This window comes from Microcystis sp. LE18-22.4A, from assembly GCF_027531105.1.
GTDB lineage: Bacteria > Cyanobacteriota > Cyanobacteriia > Cyanobacteriales > Microcystaceae > Microcystis > Microcystis aeruginosa.
On the sequence record NZ_JAPZRB010000132.1, the window covers coordinates 12,510 to 29,432 of the forward strand.

Annotated in this window: 14 protein-coding genes and 2 pseudogenes; 3 read left to right on the top strand and 13 right to left on the bottom strand. The window is 41.9% G+C overall.

The window, feature by feature from the left end:
* Window positions 1-25 precede the first annotated feature (25 nt).
* The gene (locus O9295_RS05825) at window positions 26-2,263 is read left to right on the top strand and encodes an FUSC family protein (protein WP_288032300.1); all 2,238 of its coding nucleotides are present in this window, start codon (window positions 26-28) and stop codon (window positions 2,261-2,263) included.
* Window positions 2,264-2,677: 414 nt separating this feature from the next.
* On the opposite strand, the gene O9295_RS05830 is transcribed toward O9295_RS05825, so the two are convergent.
* The 7 genes from O9295_RS05830 to O9295_RS05860 form a co-directional block, all read right to left on the bottom strand.
* Entirely contained in the window at window positions 2,678-4,750 is a 2,073-nt protein-coding gene (locus O9295_RS05830) for an AAA family ATPase (protein ID WP_288032301.1), read from the bottom strand.
* Between the two features lie 76 nt (window positions 4,751-4,826).
* Entirely contained in the window at window positions 4,827-5,003 is a 177-nt protein-coding gene (locus O9295_RS05835) for a hypothetical protein (protein WP_288032302.1), read from the bottom strand.
* Between the two features lie 291 nt (window positions 5,004-5,294).
* A complete protein-coding gene (gene leuD, locus O9295_RS05840) occupies window positions 5,295-5,885 on the bottom strand; it encodes a 3-isopropylmalate dehydratase small subunit (protein ID WP_002796901.1) in 591 nt (196 codons plus the stop codon).
* A 9-nt stretch (window positions 5,886-5,894) separates the two neighbouring features.
* Window positions 5,895-6,689, bottom strand: a complete 795-nt coding sequence (locus O9295_RS05845) for a class I SAM-dependent methyltransferase (protein WP_002740603.1) — start codon at window positions 6,687-6,689, stop codon at window positions 5,895-5,897.
* 5 nt (window positions 6,690-6,694) lie between these two features.
* Window positions 6,695-7,246: a bifunctional adenosylcobinamide kinase/adenosylcobinamide-phosphate guanylyltransferase gene (gene cobU / locus O9295_RS05850; protein ID WP_288032303.1), complete on the bottom strand. Its 552-nt coding sequence runs from the start codon at window positions 7,244-7,246 to the stop codon at window positions 6,695-6,697.
* A gap of 48 nt (window positions 7,247-7,294) precedes the next feature.
* A complete protein-coding gene (locus tag O9295_RS05855) occupies window positions 7,295-7,672 on the bottom strand; it encodes a phosphomannose isomerase type II C-terminal cupin domain (RefSeq protein WP_287970981.1) in 378 nt (125 codons plus the stop codon).
* Window positions 7,673-8,055: 383 nt separating this feature from the next.
* The gene (locus tag O9295_RS05860) at window positions 8,056-9,339 is read right to left on the bottom strand and encodes a flotillin family protein (RefSeq protein ID WP_288032304.1); all 1,284 of its coding nucleotides are present in this window, start codon (window positions 9,337-9,339) and stop codon (window positions 8,056-8,058) included.
* A gap of 616 nt (window positions 9,340-9,955) precedes the next feature.
* On the opposite strand from O9295_RS05860, the pseudogene O9295_RS05865 reads away from it, so the two are divergent.
* Window positions 9,956-10,045: pseudogene (locus tag O9295_RS05865) on the top strand (PEP-CTERM sorting domain-containing protein); the annotation flags it as partial.
* Window positions 10,046-10,103: 58 nt separating this feature from the next.
* Here O9295_RS05865 and O9295_RS05870 read toward each other — a convergent pair.
* The 3 genes and pseudogenes from O9295_RS05870 to O9295_RS27280 form a co-directional block, all read right to left on the bottom strand.
* On the bottom strand, window positions 10,104-10,898 hold the full coding sequence (locus tag O9295_RS05870) for a Uma2 family endonuclease (protein WP_288032305.1): 795 nt from the start codon (window positions 10,896-10,898) through the stop codon (window positions 10,104-10,106).
* A 106-nt stretch (window positions 10,899-11,004) separates the two neighbouring features.
* Window positions 11,005-11,367, bottom strand: coding sequence for a helix-turn-helix domain-containing transcriptional regulator (locus O9295_RS05875; RefSeq protein WP_012266497.1), 363 nt, complete (start codon window positions 11,365-11,367; stop codon window positions 11,005-11,007).
* A pseudogene (locus tag O9295_RS27280) lies at window positions 11,354-11,699 on the bottom strand (type II toxin-antitoxin system RelE/ParE family toxin). The gene O9295_RS05875 and the pseudogene O9295_RS27280 overlap by 14 nt, the downstream one beginning before the upstream one ends.
* Window positions 11,700-11,947: 248 nt before the next feature.
* On the opposite strand from O9295_RS27280, the gene O9295_RS05890 reads away from it, so the two are divergent.
* Window positions 11,948-13,462 (top strand): SagB/ThcOx family dehydrogenase, encoded by a 1,515-nt coding sequence (locus O9295_RS05890; RefSeq protein ID WP_288032307.1) that lies wholly within the window; start codon window positions 11,948-11,950, stop codon window positions 13,460-13,462.
* Window positions 13,463-13,556: 94 nt separating this feature from the next.
* Here O9295_RS05890 and O9295_RS05895 read toward each other — a convergent pair whose 3' ends face one another.
* Genes O9295_RS05895 through O9295_RS05905 form a run of 3 tightly spaced genes read right to left on the bottom strand, consistent with a single transcriptional unit; the run spans window position 13,557 to window position 16,770 of the window.
* Entirely contained in the window at window positions 13,557-14,474 is a 918-nt protein-coding gene (locus O9295_RS05895) for a TauD/TfdA family dioxygenase (RefSeq protein WP_288032308.1), read from the bottom strand.
* A complete protein-coding gene (locus O9295_RS05900) occupies window positions 14,471-15,232 on the bottom strand; it encodes a class I SAM-dependent methyltransferase (RefSeq protein ID WP_287692778.1) in 762 nt (253 codons plus the stop codon). Before O9295_RS05900 ends, O9295_RS05895 begins: the two co-directional genes overlap by 4 nt.
* A 26-nt stretch (window positions 15,233-15,258) precedes the next feature.
* Entirely contained in the window at window positions 15,259-16,770 is a 1,512-nt protein-coding gene (locus O9295_RS05905) for a cupin domain-containing protein (RefSeq protein ID WP_288032309.1), read from the bottom strand.
* Between the last annotated feature and the right edge of the window lie 153 nt (window positions 16,771-16,923).

Consider the following 16,923-nt stretch of genomic DNA (forward strand, 5'->3'; position numbering starts at 1 on the left):
CAAGAGTTAAGTTTTCAGTGAATTTATGCTACTTCAGCGATTTGCTTTTTTATTGCGTCCTAGTGGCGATATCGAGATCGAGCGGGGGATTCGGACTTTATTGGCGCTCGCGGTACCGATTATTATCGGTGATATTTTAGATCAGTCAGAATTGGGGTTAATGGTCGGTTTAGCGGCTCAAATCTTGATTTTAGCCGATGTGGGGGGGCTTTACTGCCTGAGAGCGAAAACCCTGGTCGCTACGACTATTGGGATGGCTCTAGCTTTGATTATCGGTACATTAGCCAGTGCTTGGCTAGGATTGACCGTGGTGATAGTTTTTTGCGGGTTGTTTCTAGCGGGTTATTTGACGGTTTACGGGGAAAATGGGGCGTTAGCTGGGGTAGTAATTAGTTTATTGCTGCTTTTTGCTGTTTCTTTGCCATCGGGAGATATTGTCGTCGCTTTACAACGGGCCGGAATCGCTGTGTTGGGAGGGGGATGGACAATTTTTTTAGCCCTGTTTATCTGGCCTTTTCGCCCTAATCAGCCTTTACGTCAGGTAACGGCGGAAAATTTTCAGGGTATCGCCACCTATCTCCGCTCTTTGCCCTTAAACTCTCGTTCTAATGCTAATGAGGAGCCATATTTTGACAAAATCCGCCAGCTGTTGCTACGTTCGAGGAAAACTGTCACCTTGACGCGTCGGGGACGTTGGGGAAAAAGTGAGCTGCGGGAATTGTTAATCGTCTTGATTGAAGATAGCGATCGCATTAATACCAGCTTAATTGCGCTGCGAGAATTGCTTCATCTTCATCCCTTGCCACAACTGACCACGGTGGGTATTTTATTAGAAGATATTCTCGTGCAAGTGGCGGAAATTAGCGAAGATATTGCCTGGTTAATTTTGGGTAGAAATAAACAACCGGATTGTGAGCGCTTGCAGCTATTACTCAAGGCGATCGAGCAACAAAAAAACCTGCAAGCTAAAGTTTTAGAAAATGCCCAGGATGATTATAGCAGTTATGTGGCAATTTCGCAATTAAATAATCGTTTAAAAAAATTATTTAAACAGCTAAAAATAGCCAGTGAAACAGCGCAACATTTGCGGCAAAGCGAGAACTTTTCCGATAAAAAAAATCCCTGGCAGCGGAACTTTGAAGGGATAGAAAAAGAGTACAGTCAAGAAAAAGCTTGGTGGGAACCATTAAGAGCTAATTTTAATCTAGAATCGCCCCTATTTCGCCATGGTTTACGCTTGGGTTTGGGAAGTGCGCTAGGAGTCTTGATTTACCATAAGCTAGGAATTACCCATAGTTTTTGGATTGGTTTAACCTTAGTTATTGTGTTAAAACCAGATTTTAGCTTGACTTTTCAACGCTTTTTTAATCGGGTGTTTGGCACGATTTTAGGCTCGTTTTTTGTTTTGGCACTGTTGCCAATTATAGATAATCCGATCTGGTTAGAAATTATTGGAGTGATTTCTATAGCGATCGCTTTAGCCTTGGTGCGATTTCACTATAGTTTGGCCGTATTTTTTATCACAATTTTTGCTTTAATTATCAGTCGTCTCGATGCCAGCAATGACGGTATTAATTTAGAGTATATCAGAATAGTTTATACTTTAATCGGTAGTGCTTTAGCCTTTGCACTTTCCTTCGGTTTTTTACGGTTTAATGAAGATGAACGTTTTTCCCTCGCTGCCATTAAAGCATTAGAAGCTAATCAAATATTTTTTCAGTCAGTTATGGCAGTTTATTTGGGAGAATCATCCTATCAAACTGCAATTTTATCTTCCTATCGCAATAAAGCTCGACGAGCAAATACAACTATGCAAACGGCCCTACAAAGATTAATTGATGATCCTAGCACACCCTTTCCACAAATGGAACCGGCAATCACTTTAAGTAATTATATTCCTCGTTTTGGTCGCGGGGTGACAGTTTTATTGACGGAATTGGAACAATATCGCGGTAGTCCTCCCCATCCTAATCTCAGTCTGTTCACGCAACAAATAACCCAAGCTTTGACGCAATTAACCCAAGCTTTGCAAACAAATAATCCTCCTTCTCCCTTACCTCCCCTCGAAGATACTTTAGAAAATATCCTCGATCATTTGCAAGAATTGCGAGAGGAAAGGTTAGTAGAAATTGCCCATCAAAAAGAGGGAACTAATCTCCATAAATATTTAGGGGATTATAATATTGTCACCACGGAACTTGTGGAATTATCCAGTCGTGTTGGGGTAATGAACACAGCAATCGATCGTTTTATTAGAAGTTAAAATTTAGTTATTAAGTAGTTGGACAAAAGTAAAGTTAACTGTGGGGTAAGGAGTCAGGAGTCAGGAGTCAGTAAGAATTGCGGCAATTTACATTGCTTAAGATAGACAACAGAATTTATGTCCGACTACTTACAACAAAATTTTTGTAAATCTACTGAGTTGGTATTTTTAAAGGGAAACTATCTTCTAAAATTGGTCATTATTTCCGATTTTATCACTCAATTCAAGCCTTTGGGTAGGGTTGATTCAAGGTAGGGTTGATTCATGAATCAACCCTACCCAAACCCCGGAGCGCATTAGCTTTTCGGTGAGATGCTTACACGCGATTGTTCATATTTTTGTACCAATTTAAGAGTCACTGATAATTGCTGATTGTCTGTATTTCTGCAAAGGTGAGATGCAGCCATTTAGCAGTCAGGAGGAAAATCGATTAACTTCGATAATTTCCGTATATTCAAAATTATTAGGACTGCGTTTCACTAGAGAATAATTAACACCATGAAGATTAATTAAATCCTCTTGACAATCTGCTTTCGGAGAATTATAAACTAACACATATTCTTTACCAATATAGGGAGAAATCTCGGTTTCTACTTCTCCTCTCCATTGAGTTTTTGTCACTAAAACAATTAACTGATTGGCTAATTTAGGAATAGCGATCGCAACTTGCCGACGATAGATATGATCAAGACTACCAAAAGGGGAATCCATCACCAGAGGAAAAGTGCTGCTATCAATTCCCATCAAAGTATTTTTCTGACTCCATTCTCGCACTCGATCGATAATTCCCCCGATAAAAGATAAACTGAGAATCTGATTTTCTCCGGTGGAAGCTGCCACGGGAATGGCGAATCCTGTGGTATTTTCTAATAATCTTACCTCGTAATCGGGACTAATACGGGGAATATAGGGAGTAAAAGAAATTGAGTTAAAGATTTCCTGTACCCGTTTTTCTAAGGACAAACGAAACTGATTTTCTAATCTCTGTCTTACCTCACTAATGCGATTAATTGCCTCTTGAGTCGCTAAACTACGTCGTTGTCCTAAATTAGATTTTTCCTCTTTTTGTTGCTGTTTTTGTACCTGTTTTTGCAGGGATTCTAACTCTTTCTCATAGATATCTAGTTGATTTTTATTGCTGCCCTGTTCCAAGCGTAAATCTTTTAGGGAATCCTCGATCGCATCTAAGTGAGATTGCAGATTTTTAATATCTTCATCGGGATAATGGCGAAATTTATCCCGCACTTCATCTAATTCTGATTCTACCAAAGATAATTCTAAGCGCCACTGGTGAATATTAGCTTGATAATTATCCACTTCTTGCCAAAAATCTAACACCCTTTTATCCATTTCTTTGACTGTGGAAGATAAGCGAATGGCCGCTTCTTCCACATCGGCCATTCCTGCTTTATTCATCCAGTCTTGTACCTGTAAATAAGCTTGGCTATTCTCCTGTAATTCCTGGCCACAAATACATTTTTTCCGCTCTAATAATTGTTGGACAAATTGCTGTTTGATACCACTGGGTAATTCCCCTTGTTGTCGTAGGCGATCGATTAATTGCTGAAAATTTTGATTAATTTCTTTTAAAAAGACTTGATAAGCTTGCTGGGAAATTAATTTCTTTAACTTATCCTTAGTTCTGACTAAATCTTGCCGCAGATTTCTTTCCTGTTGTTCTAATTTTTCTTTTAACTGTTTTAATTCCTCGGCACCACTTAACTCTAATAAGCGATTAGTCACGGCTTTTTTTAATTCTTCTTGCTGGGATAACTGGCTAATAATATCCTGCTGACGCTGTTTTAATTTCTCGAAATCCTGCTCGATTTTACTTTCCTGTTTCAATAACTTTTTTAAATCCGATTCTCCTAAATCTTTAAGCTCATCTTGTAAAGATTTCTTAGCTTTTTTTAAATGCTCGATCGCTCGATCTAATACTTTAACTCCCAATAATTCTTTTGTATCCTCGGCGATTTTACCTTGGCTACTACTGCGAAATTGATGATCGATATATTCCCCATCAAAAAAGAAATAACGGTGTAAACTTTCGGGTAAAATTTGATTAATAATATCCTCTGGTGGTTGATTGGGTGTGTACCAATTGCCATCATCACCAGCGTAGAGCATATATAAACTATTTGAACCGTATTTAATTTTACTATTTACATCTTGATAGGCGAAAAATTTTCGTTTTACCTGATAGCGTTTATTTTCATGTTCAAAGTTTACTTCTGCGGAACATTCTAGGGAGGTCCCCGTGCTTACCTCGGTAATTGCCCGTTTATTAACTAATAACTCTGGTTCGGCAAAAGCTGCTGTAAATTTTTCATAAAGTACCCAGGTACAAGCATTTAAAATGGTTGTTTTTCCCGCTCCATTATTGCCATAAATTACCGTTGTATTGCGAGAACTTGCCGCTAAATGTATCTCAGGAGTCTTACCATAAAATTGGCGAAAATTACATAACTTTATTGATAGTAGTTTCATATTTAGATAGGGGAGAGGGACAAGTTTTTTCAGTGAACAGTAAACAGTGAACTGATAACTGATAACTGATAACTGATTATTGGATTACTTCTTTAATAATTGTTAAAACATCATCATTGATATTGCGAGGATTGCGCTGGTATAACTTATCTCTTTCCAATTTTAAAACGCGATCGATGATTTTTCGCACATCTTCGGGAGCGTTTAAAATCGGTTCTTGGATATTTTGGATATTATTATCAGGATTAGTCATAGGGCAAATTGTTTAATAGATCTCCCGCAAAAGTAAGTTATCGAGCCGCTATTGGGTCAAAATATCTAAAACCTCGGATAAATTTGACATAATCTTAGGTTTTATAGATAGGATAGTTGTCTCTTGTCTTTTTTTCCTCCTGTCTCCTGTCTCCTGTCTCCCGTCTCCTGTCTCGACTAGGAAATTAATTTTGGACGACTACTTAATATTTACAGCCGCTGCATCTCCAACAAAATCCTTGCCGGGGTACGTTAATCTATTACTAACGCACCCTCAGCCTAGATTGTTTCTCTAGACGAAACTTAAATAGGGTAACTTTTGTGCGGTAGATTGAATCAGATCGAGATTTTGTAAAAGCTGTCCGCAGGTATCCCAACCCCCTTCTATTAACATCTGTCGGGAACCTTCATTCATAGAGACGGTAGCGACAAAATCCCCCCATTCCACCGTCATAGTTGTCAAGGAAAGATCGACGGGAATTTCGGGATTAGCTGCAATTAGATCCTGTAAATGGGCGATGGTTTTTGCCTCAGCAGTGACACAGGGAACCCCATTAGCGATACAATTGCCAAAAAATATTTCGGCGAAACTTTCCCCGATAATTGCTTGAATTCCCCAACGTAAAATCGCTTGCGGTGCGTGTTCCCGAGAAGAGCCACAACCAAAATTACCATTAACTACCAGAATTTTCGCCCCTTGGTACTGGGGTAGATCGAAAGGATGACTCCCCTGTAAAGCCGCTCGATCATCGGCGAACACCTGTTCTCCTAAACCTTCAAAGGTGATACAACGCAAAAAACGAGCCGGAATAATGCGATCGGTGTCAATATCGTTGCCTCGCAAGGGTAAAGCTCGTCCGGAGATGGTTTTAACTTGACTCATGATCTTTTTCTAACTTTTACTAGCAGTGATAAAAAAGGTGGTTGCATCTTGCCATACCCCCTGATCGGTGGCATTTTTCTCGATTTCTCGGCGATAATTGTTCACTAGAGTCGCAATTTCGGCAGCCGATAGGCGGTCGAAAGGGTTATCCTGAGGATGAAAATACTGCCCATACCAGAAGTTTTTGGCAGTTTCTAGGGGCAAATATCGACCTAATTGCTCGACATTGACCGATATATTGGTAAATCCCGCATTTTCCAGCAATTGATGGCATTTTTCTGGGGTGGCGATGGGAGTGTGCAGATTAGGCAACTCAAAACCATAGGTTTCGCGACAAACACCACTGATCAAGGGTAGGAAGTGGGATTCTAAATTATTACAGGAAAAAGCGACCGAACCGCCTTTTTTTAACCATTGATACCATTTTGCCAGCACTTGCGGGATATCGGGGAAAAGTGCGATCGCCAGAGAACAGGTAATCAGATCGAAACTAGACTCGGCAAAGTCAATGGCAGCTATATCGGCGTTAATTAGGTCAATATTCTCGATATTTAATGCTTCTAGCTTTTTTTCGGCTCTGGCAATCATTTCCGGCGTGAAATCAACCCCGATGACACTTTTCACTTTTGGGGCAATTGCGACCGCTATAAATCCCGTTCCCGTTGCCACGTCTAGCACAGATTGGCTTTTTTGTAAATAGAGATAATTTACTAATTTAAGGGCGCGAGCTTGCGTAAAATCGTTATCGTAATCGTGACGAAGGGCATAAAAATCAATCACTTGACGCTGATAATCGTTGCTCATCTTCTCTATTGCCCAATTATCGACAAAGACTGACCCAATTGACTTAAATTAAGAGCATGGCCGCCGGTAACTAGATAAACCGCGTCTGCTATTGTGCCAATTCTACGACAGAGATCGCCTAAACGCTCGCGAAACAGACGACCGAGGGGATAAGCGGGAACCACACCCCAACCGGTTTCTTCCGCTACCAGAATAACATCAACCGCCGCGTTTTTGAGGGAATACAAGAATCGATCGCTAATTTCTAACCATTCAGCTGCCGACATTTCTAAACAATTGGCTACCCAAGTACCGAGGGAATCGATCAATAAACAGTGAGAAAATGGGCTATTATCAATAGTTTCGCTTAATTGTCGGGGAATTTCTCGGGTTTGCCATTGGGGGGAACGTCGCTGCTGGTGTCTTTCAATGCGATCGCACCATTCTTGATCTTTTTCATCCACCGAGGAGGTGGCGATATAAATAACGGGTTTTTGGCTGATTTTGGCTAAATATTCGGCCCATTCACTTTTCCCAGAACGGGCAGCCCCTGTAACTAGGATAATTTTTTCATCCACGATCGAGATTTTGGCAAATAACTACAGTATATACGGGAGAAAACTGTCCTATTCTCGATCATCAAAACGGTGAATATCATCATCTCCTAAATATTCGCCATTTTGCACCTCGATCATCACCAGAGGAATAGAACCGGGGTTTTCCACCCGATGACGGGTATTCATGGGAACGTATGTAGATTCTTTTTGTTTGAGGAGAGTTTCTTTTTCATCACAAATTACCCGCGCTGTACCGGAGACGACAATCCAGTGTTCACTGCGATGGTAGTGCATTTGGGTACTCATCTGATGGCCGGGTTTAATGACAATGCGATTGATGCGATACCGCGGACCTTCCTCCAATACCGTCACTGTTCCCCAGGGGGGAGTCCGCGTCATTTCTATGTCTTGGGGAGAAGGGGAGGGAGCATTAATTAAGTCATCCATGGCGGTGGTCTCCAAACTTGATTAACATTCTAGTGGACAATCTCTGGTTTGCAGCTATTAGCTAAAGGTGTGTGGGGTGTGGGGTGTGGGGTGTGGGGTGTGGGGTGATGGGGGAGATGGGGTGATGGGGTGATGGGGTGATGGGGTGATGGGGTGTGGGGTGTGGGGTGTGGGGTGTGGGGTGTGGGGTGTGGGGTGTGGGGTGTGGGGAGAATAAATAAAAATAATCTCCTGTCTCCTGTCTCCTATCTCCTGTCTCCTGTCTCCTGTCTCCTATCTCCTATCTCCTATCTCCTATCTCCTATCTCCTATCTCCTATCTCCTGTCTCCTGTCTCCTGTCTCCTGTCTCCTGACTCCTGACTCCTGACTCCTGATAACTGATTCAAGAGGGCAATTGTTTAAAATCAAAATTTGTGTCTTTACCCTTGACAGATGGCTCGGTTTGTGCTAGGCGATTAGCCATTTGTACCAGATCCACCCCGGTAGCTTGACGCAATTGTTCAGCAAAGGCAGTCATTTTCGGGACAAGATTACCATCACCTCCGTCCACTACCGTCACCGTTTGCACCTGCACTTCTGGGACACTAGCGACCATTAATTTCAGCAATAACTCCAATTTTTGGTATAAAAAGATGTTTTTAGCGTTATTTCCCGCTCCTTGCCAAGATGCCGCCAGTTTTTTGGTTCCTTCCGCTTGCGCTTTCCCCTGTTCGATAATTTTGGCCGCTTCCCCCCGGGCTTTTGCGATCGCTTGTTGACATTCCGCGGCCGCAGGGGCGATCACATCTGCTTGTAATTGCTGTTTCACCTGCTTAATTCGGGCGTTTTGTACCGCCACTTCGGCCTGTACTTTAGCTAAATCGGACATAACCACCGATTCTACCTCGGCAATCATGGCGCCGCGCTTAGTTTGAGTGTCGCGCACCCGTTTTTCTGCGTCAGCTTTGGCTATTTCTAAATCTTTTTGGATACGACGCAAAGCGGTTAGGCGTAGATTCTCGGAATCCTTGATAATCGATGTTTTTCGGGCTTTTGCTTCTGCTATCCGGGCATCTCTCTGTAATTCGGCTTTTTGCTTCCGTCCGATCGAATCGAGATAACGCACCTCATCGGAGATATTCTGGATCTGCAAACTATCCAAAACTAAACCCAATTTTTCCAGATCCTGTTCCGCTTCTTCCAAGAGACTTTTGGCAAAAGCGATCTGATCGGAGTTCGCTTGTTCTGGGGTTAAATTGGCCAAGACACCGCGCAAATTGCCCTCTAGGGTTTCTTTAGCCAATTGTTCAATTTCCTTGCGTTTCTTGCCCAATAAACGCTCGATCGCATTATAAATAATCGGTTCTTCCCCGGCAATTTTAATATTCGCCACCCCAGTGACGATCAACGGCACACCGCCCTTAGAATAGGCATTAACCACCCTGAGATCGATGATCATGTTGGTCAAGTCCATTCGATACACTTGTTCTAGCATAGGTAAACGAATACTGCTGCCCCCTTTTACCAAACGATAACCGATGGTTTTGCCCGTGGCCGTGGGACGACGACTACCAGCAAAAATTAAGACTTCGCTCGGTTGACAGATATGGTAATAGTTACGGATGACTAATAAACCCGCACCTGTGCCTAAACCGAAAACTCCCAGTAAAACAGCGATAAATTCCATAGATTTTATTACGGTCGATGCTCGGATCAAATTAACTAAATTGTATCCATCAATTTCCAACTTTGACAGACGTTGAAGTCCAGTAGGGTGGGCTACATATAAAATTATCAATAGTAATGATAGATTAAAATCCTCTAGTTTTATGTTGAATTCAATCAAATTGCTTCTAAAATCTACACATAAGTAGGGTTGGCGGCAAAAAGTTTGTTGGTGGGGTTAGGAGTCAGTAGCCGGTCGTCAGTAGCCGGTCGTCGGGAGTTTCAGGCTTTGTTGCCCTCTCTTTTTGTACCAACTTATGTACTATAATAAGGATAATGCAAGGTTTTTGAAGGTCTCAATCCGATTTTCGCAGCATGAACATCGGATTTTAACAGGTCAAAAGCCTTATTTTAAAAGGGTTTTACCATTATTCAGCAACCCCTAAGTACCTAAGCAAAATTAATTACACATATCTAACCACCTCTTGCCTCTTGCCTCTTGCCTCTTGCCTCTTGCCTATCTTCACTAGGAAATTAATTTTGCACGACTACTTAACTTTATTCGTAGAGCAAATTATTCAATGTATGAATAATCTCAAAAAATCTCTCGGCATTTGTTGACCGTCGCTTCTGCTGCTGTGGGTATCCCCGAACCTACGAGTGTTCTTGGTTGTATCACACTAGGGGGTTTAATGCTAGGGAGTACTGTCCGCAAAGCGAGAAAATAATGTCCCAGAGAGAGGAGGCGCGGGTTTCCTCTCTCTTTTTTGAGGGGTTTTCGAGCCTTCAGCTTTCAGGATCTATCCCTAATTCCCGCAATCGTGCCGCTAGTTGTTCTGCTCGTTGTTTAGCCGCAGAAGCCTCTTGTTTAGCCGCAGAAGCCTCTTGTTTAGCCGCAATTAACTCCTCATCGGCAAGGGGAATTAACTCTCCTTCCAGCGTCAACCAGCGCAACCATAGCCGCTCAATCCCCCGATAGGAACCTTGCCACAAACCCAAGCTCAATTCCAGTTGAGGAATCGGTAAGCGTCCCTCCACTAAAGCTACGGGTTGGTAACGACCGCCTACCAGTTCAAACGCTTGAAGTTGGTTAGTATAGCGACTGAAAACCACATAGTAGGGAATCCGCAGAATCTGTTCATAAACTGTCCACTTAGTTGGAGGTTCCCCGGGTTGGCGTAGTTCTTCGCCTAAATCTTGATTTTCCGTACCTGGAGACAATAATTCCACCACAATCGTCGGAGAAACCCCTTCCTGCCAAATCACATAGCTTAAGCGCAGGTCATGGCCATCATAGAGGCGAGGAACACCAACCACCCCAAACCAATCGGGACGCTTGTACCATTGAGGGTGTCTGACATTGTAGTAAAGGTTGAGGTCAGCAGCGCTAAAAACTAGATCTGGTTCCCAGTTGGGAGGCTGGAAAGTCAGTAGTAATAACTGAGGTTGTAATAGGTGAAATTCGTCAGGCAAACCGGGTTCCAGTGGATTGTCACTAGGTAAATCATACATCGTCGGCAAGGATTGCCGAGGGGAAAGGGGAGGGTCAGATTGGGGAATGGTGAAGATAGGTGTAGTCATAATTTTATTTTAGAAAACGGGTTTCTGAAAGAAACCCGTTTTCTGTGTAGGGTGCGTTAAGCGGCTATCAATTTGTCATCAAAAAAACCAAACTACAAACTACAAACTACACTGTAATCTTGATTGAACTAACAGCGTCATTTTCATGATTTATTTCTGGCATTTTTGAAGCGACCGTTATCGTTAATTTCAATCCTAAAGCTTGAAGCCAAGAGGTTAGTTGATTCATGGCTTCAGGTGCAGGTTTTTGCATTAGTTCTTCCAATTGCTTCGCCTGAATTTTGATTTGTTCTGGTGTTAGATTTTGAGGGCCAAGGGCTTCTAGGACGTGATTGAACGCGAGTCTGAGTAATTCTGATTCAAATTCATATTCATCTCCCTCGAGATGAGTTTCCAAATAAACTGCTGCATAATGGGAATCTTTAAGAGATTCGATCAGGGAATCATGATAACTATCACTGACTGGCATTTTCTCGGCTCCTATAGTCTTGCCAATATTTTTGGGCTATTTCAATGTCTTTAGCTTGCGTTTTTTTATCTCCTCCACACAGGAGTAAGATAATTGTTGTTCCGATTTGTCCAAAGTAAACGCGATAACCAGAACCATAGTCTATTCGTAGTTCATAAACTCCTGCTCAAAGCTGATTTATAATCCCCTAAGTTACCTAAATTAACCCGGTTTAGGCGTTGAGCAATTTTAGTTTTAGCCTTAATATCCCGCAAAGAATCGAGCCATTGGGCAAAGGGAACTTTGCCGTTACTGGTAACATAACGTCGAATTGTTCTTGGTTGAGCCGCCATGGGATAATTATAGCAGTTATACTATTTTTCTAAAGTAATGGCAGATATGGTTAATTACCCTCACCCCCAACCCCCCACCCCCCTTATCAAGGGTAGGGTTGATTCATGAATCAACCCTACCCGACATCGTAGAGCAGGGGGGGTGGGAGAGGGGAGTATTTAGAAAACGGGTTTCTGAAAGAAACCCGTTTTCTAGGGGTGGGAGTATGTCAAACTAAAAAGTAAAGCTTAGACAGCCCATCTTTATCATGCCAGATCAGCCAATCTCGATCGCCCAATACTACCACGAGCGGACCAAATACGACCCCCAGACGATCGCCTCAAAAAGTAAAGGTCTTGATTGGAGTCAACAACCCCATCCCTTCAAAGAATACAAAATCGGTCAGACGTTCGATCTCAAACCCTACCTCTCCCGTCAAATGGTTCCCCAAAAAGGAGACTTTTGGCGACGTATATCGCGAATTTTGGGCTGTAGCTATGGGTTAACTGCCAAAATCGCCACTATGGGGAGTCCCTTGTACCTACGTTCCGCACCCTCTGCTGGTGGATTATACCCCGCCGAGGTCTATCTGATCTCCCGTGGCACGGAATTTTTACCCGCCGGTCTCTACAGTTACCAAGGTCAAAGTCACTCGCTGCTTTTATTCTGGGAAAGTGATGTCTGGACCAACCTACAATCTGCTTGTTTCTGGAATCCTGTTTTAGAAAATACCGATATCGCTGTAGTTACCAGTGCCATTTTTTATCGGTCCGCTTGGCGCTACGAAGATCGAGCTTATCGGCGTATTTTCCTCGATACAGGGCATTTATTAGGCAATATTGAGCTATCAGCCTCGATTAATGACTATCGCGCCCATTTAATCGGTGGTTTTAACGATATCCAGATGAATGAATTGCTTTATCTCGATTCCGAGAAAGAAAGTGTCATGACGGTGATTCCTTTGGCAGATCTGCTCAATATCCGGCAAAATCTCCCCCCTAGTACCACGGCACTCCCTTCGGCAACCACGACTCTTTATCCCGAAATTCCCGAGGGAGAATTATTAAACTCCCTACACCGAGCCACTATCATAGCTACAGATGAGAAGATAGAAGCAACTGTTACCCCCTCTAATTGGGAAGATAAATATAATTTTCCTTTTTGTCTAAAAGTTTCCGTGACATCCCGTCCCGTCAATTGGGGGGAAGATTTAATCGATCTGGAAAGTACGATTCTTAAACGCAGATCTACCCGCGCTTATAGTGGTGCTAGTCTCAGTTTAGACGAATTGCGAGCGCTGCTGCATTTCACCTATCAACCCCAAGATTATGCCAGCCAAAATCTCGACCCCAATCCCGATTATTTTGCTCTGGATTTATTGGAAACTTTTATCGCTGTTTCGGCAGTAACTGGATTAGAGGAAGGCTGTTATTATTATGCTCCCAAAGCCCAAGAATTGCGGCAAATTCGCTTTAAAAATTTCCGGCAAGAGTTACATTATCTCTGTTTAGGTCAGGATTTGGGACGAGATGCGGCTGCTGTGGTTTTTCATACGGCGGATCTGTCAAAAGCAGTGGCTAAATATGGCGATCGAGTTTATCGTTATCTTCATGCAGATGCGGGTCATTTGGGACAGAGATTAAATTTAGCGGCTATTCATCTGGGGTTAGGGGTTAGTGGTATCGGTGGTTTTTTCGATGATCAAGTTAATGAAGTGTTAGGAATTCCCTCCGATGAAGCAGTTATCTATATCACTACTTTAGGCCGACCGAAAGTTTTTTAAGGTGAGTTTGAACCCCTGAAGGGGTGACAACAAGGTTGAGGTCATAGTACTCTGTACCTTCACCGGTTCACTTTCTCGCCTGGACGTATTTTGTTTAAAGGTTAATCCAACTACGCACCATCTGTCGAGGTTTTCCTGAATTTTTAAAAGCGGTTCTATTGTGGCATAAAAAGCGATTATTAACGTAAAATACATCACCTTTTTCCATTTTGAAGCGGACTGTATTTTCTGGTTTTGAAAAAAAGTCGTCGATGATGTCGAGTGTTTTTGTGATAGCTTCCGGTTGCGCTATTTCCAGTTTTGAGTAAGCGACTTCAATCCAGTACCGCATATAACGAAAAACCAGACCCTGAGAATCGGCTGAGAATAAGGGGAAATTATTCTTTTGAATAGCTTCTTGAGAATTAATCTCTCCAGGTGTAATCACATCGCGCGCCAAAGGTTCGTAAAGATAGGGAACTAGGTCTGTATGGTGTTGCCAGAAATATTGATACAAATTGGCGGCGTTTACTACCAGGGAATCTCCTCCCTCATCCGCGGCAGCAAGACACAGTAAGCCAACAATATCAGGGAAGTAGTTTTTGGCTGTACTATCGGTATGATAGCCAGTTTCTGTATTCGTCATCGAAACGGGTATAGCTTTTTTAGTGTAATCCATTCCTCGATCGATTACATCAAAAAAATAGCCATAGCGGTGGTTTAGCAGTCCAAAAATGCGAGAAATAAAAGCATAAATTAACCGCATTTCCGTTTCTGTTAATTCCGGTTCTAATCGGAAAATAATTATTCCTGGTTCCTGGAGCAATTTCTCAAGAAATGGTAGGAAAAAATCAAGATTTTTATTGACTGTTTCCTGTCCTATTTCGTTGGGTTTTTCAAGCCATTTGTGATTGCTTCTTTTTAGTAAATCTGAGACTAATGATTCTGGTACATGAAAAAATAGTTGAGAAGGATCAGGCAATTTTTTCCAAGTCAGTAATGAAATATTAGGATCAGAAATCGGTATAATCATTTTTGAATCTTGAAGGCAACGTGAAGGGGAAGGTCAATGAGCGGAGTAAAAAATTCTGGGTCTAGTTCTAAATGTTCCTGATTAATTTTTAGTTCATAAACTTCTGGCATTTTTGTGAAGGCTGCTAAACGAAGAGATGTGAAGTAATCTTCCATAGTTTTATGAACACATTGCACGGCGACGGCTTTTCTATCTCGGCGCCAAATCTCACCGGGGAATAATTGATTGCGTCCAGAAAAATAGCCAGCTTTCGGTTTAAAATAAAAGGGAAACTTATCTTTTTTCAGAAAAGGTAAAGAGGGATGGGGGACGGCGAACAGGAAATAGCCACCGAATTTCAAAAGTTGGTAGGCTTTCTGCAGCGTGCTAATAGTTTCTGAAACATTTAAGTAGTTGAACAGAAACATAGCCAGAACTAAATCGTATTGTTCGGACTCAGTGACCGCAAAATCACGAATATCACCAGCTTCATAGGAAGCATTAGTAATCTGATGCTCGTTTTTTTGAATCAAGGCCTGCTCGATCATTTGCGATGAAATATCAATCCCATGAACATATTGAGCGCCTCGGTTAATTAACTCTCTTCCTACATAACCTTCCCCACAGCCTAGATCTAATATATTCTTGTTGACAATCGGTTCACATAAATCAATGACAAAGGGACGTGCGGAGTAATCAGAAAGCAAAATCGGTTCTACTCGTTTCCAGTCTCCTGCGCTTTCGTCGTAAAGTTTTTTGGTTTCTTGTGTTGCTTTCATACCTATCTAACGTGATAAAATTTGCACTAATTTTGTTTTAGTCTAGCACTGTGTAAGTAATTACCCATAAAACTTTTACCAGTTAATCCAAAATCAGCTATCGCCAGAAAAATTAGCTCTTCTTCTCCTAAGTTCACAGATTGATGCACACACCAACGGGGAATAACAGCAAAAGTACCCGGTTCGACCTCGTTTTCGTATTGATCAACAATAACTTTTCCTTGACCCTGAAGAAATACAAATACGGTTTCATGTGCGTGTCTGTGCATTTCATTCGCTTTTCCTGGCTTGACTATAACTAGGCGTGGATCTAAAACTTCTAGATCAAATGGTAGGCGAAATACGTTAAAGTCAATATTGAGTTTATCAACCTTATTGTTGTATAAGGCTTCTAAGTTGCTGGCGCTGATTGTTGAAATAAGCTCTTTACCTTCTTGCACATGAGTCAAGCTTTTTTGTTCATTAATTTTTTCGGTCAATGCTCCCAGTCGCACTGTTTGAAAATCATGGTAAAGTTGTGAAGCAAGCCTTAATATTGTTTGAGAGCATTGGCATTCATCAGATGGATTTTCAAGCCAATTTAACAGGTTCAGAACTTCTTCCTTGTGCTTTTCCCTTTGCATCCCGTATAGCAAAAGTGAACTCAATCCGGGTAGTAGTTTTTCCATTGGAACAGTAGATAAGTCTTCCGTCAATCCAATACGCACGTCATTGATTTGATGCAATAAAAGTTCCTGTTCCTGATCAGACAGCTTTTTGCCTTTAATCATTTTAGTGAAAAGCGTAACAATCTTGAGTTGGTCTGATGAGGTCAAAGATTTATCTAGTGCCAACGCACGTTCATACATATTGTCCCAGTAAGCAGCACGTAGATTTAAGGCTTTTAACATTCCTTTCCGTAATTCCAGAACAGCCTGTTCGCTTTCACTGGCTAATTCTTTAGCAATCTCAACTAAAGTTAAGCTGTGTTCATCCTCCACTTCTGTATGTAAAGGAAAAAATACATATTGCTGCAAGGATAATGATGTATGTTTTTTGATCGCTTCAATAATGTGTTTGTAGATAAATTTAACAACAGATTCAGTCCCTAAACCTATCGCTCCAATAGCTTGGAGTGAACTTCCATTCTGGAGCAGCGATAAGAATGATTCACGCCAGATTTCCACTTCAACACAAGGCGTTTGCGTGCTATCTACTCCCATCGCTTCTTGAAAACGCTTGAATAACTGTGGGTGAGGAATTTCCTGTACCCACTCGTCCTTAATACCTAATTTACGGATTGCTTCGAGATCTTCATGGTGTAGATGTCCGTTTTCTTCAGCTAAGTTCTTCAGCAGGTGATTTCGATGAGTGGGATTTTCTAGCTTTGATATTACTGCTGTTAAATAACGGGAAAACCAGTCACTATAAGCTCCGTATTGACTGGCAAAGTCTGTCAGAACTTCGTCAATATGTTGAAATTCTCCTTTTTCTAAAGCCAGTAAATACGGATGATTAATCGCTCGATGGCTTAGTGCTTCCTCGATTAAATTTTCCATTTTTTCTCATCCCCCGATAGCCGCCCTCTTTTAAATATAGCGCTTTTCACGTTACTGAGGTATCGACAAGTTTTGCCAACAAGGGGCTTAAGCCCCTTGCCCATGCCTCATCCTGAGGAAAACTGCTATACCATCACAAAATTGGCCAATTGT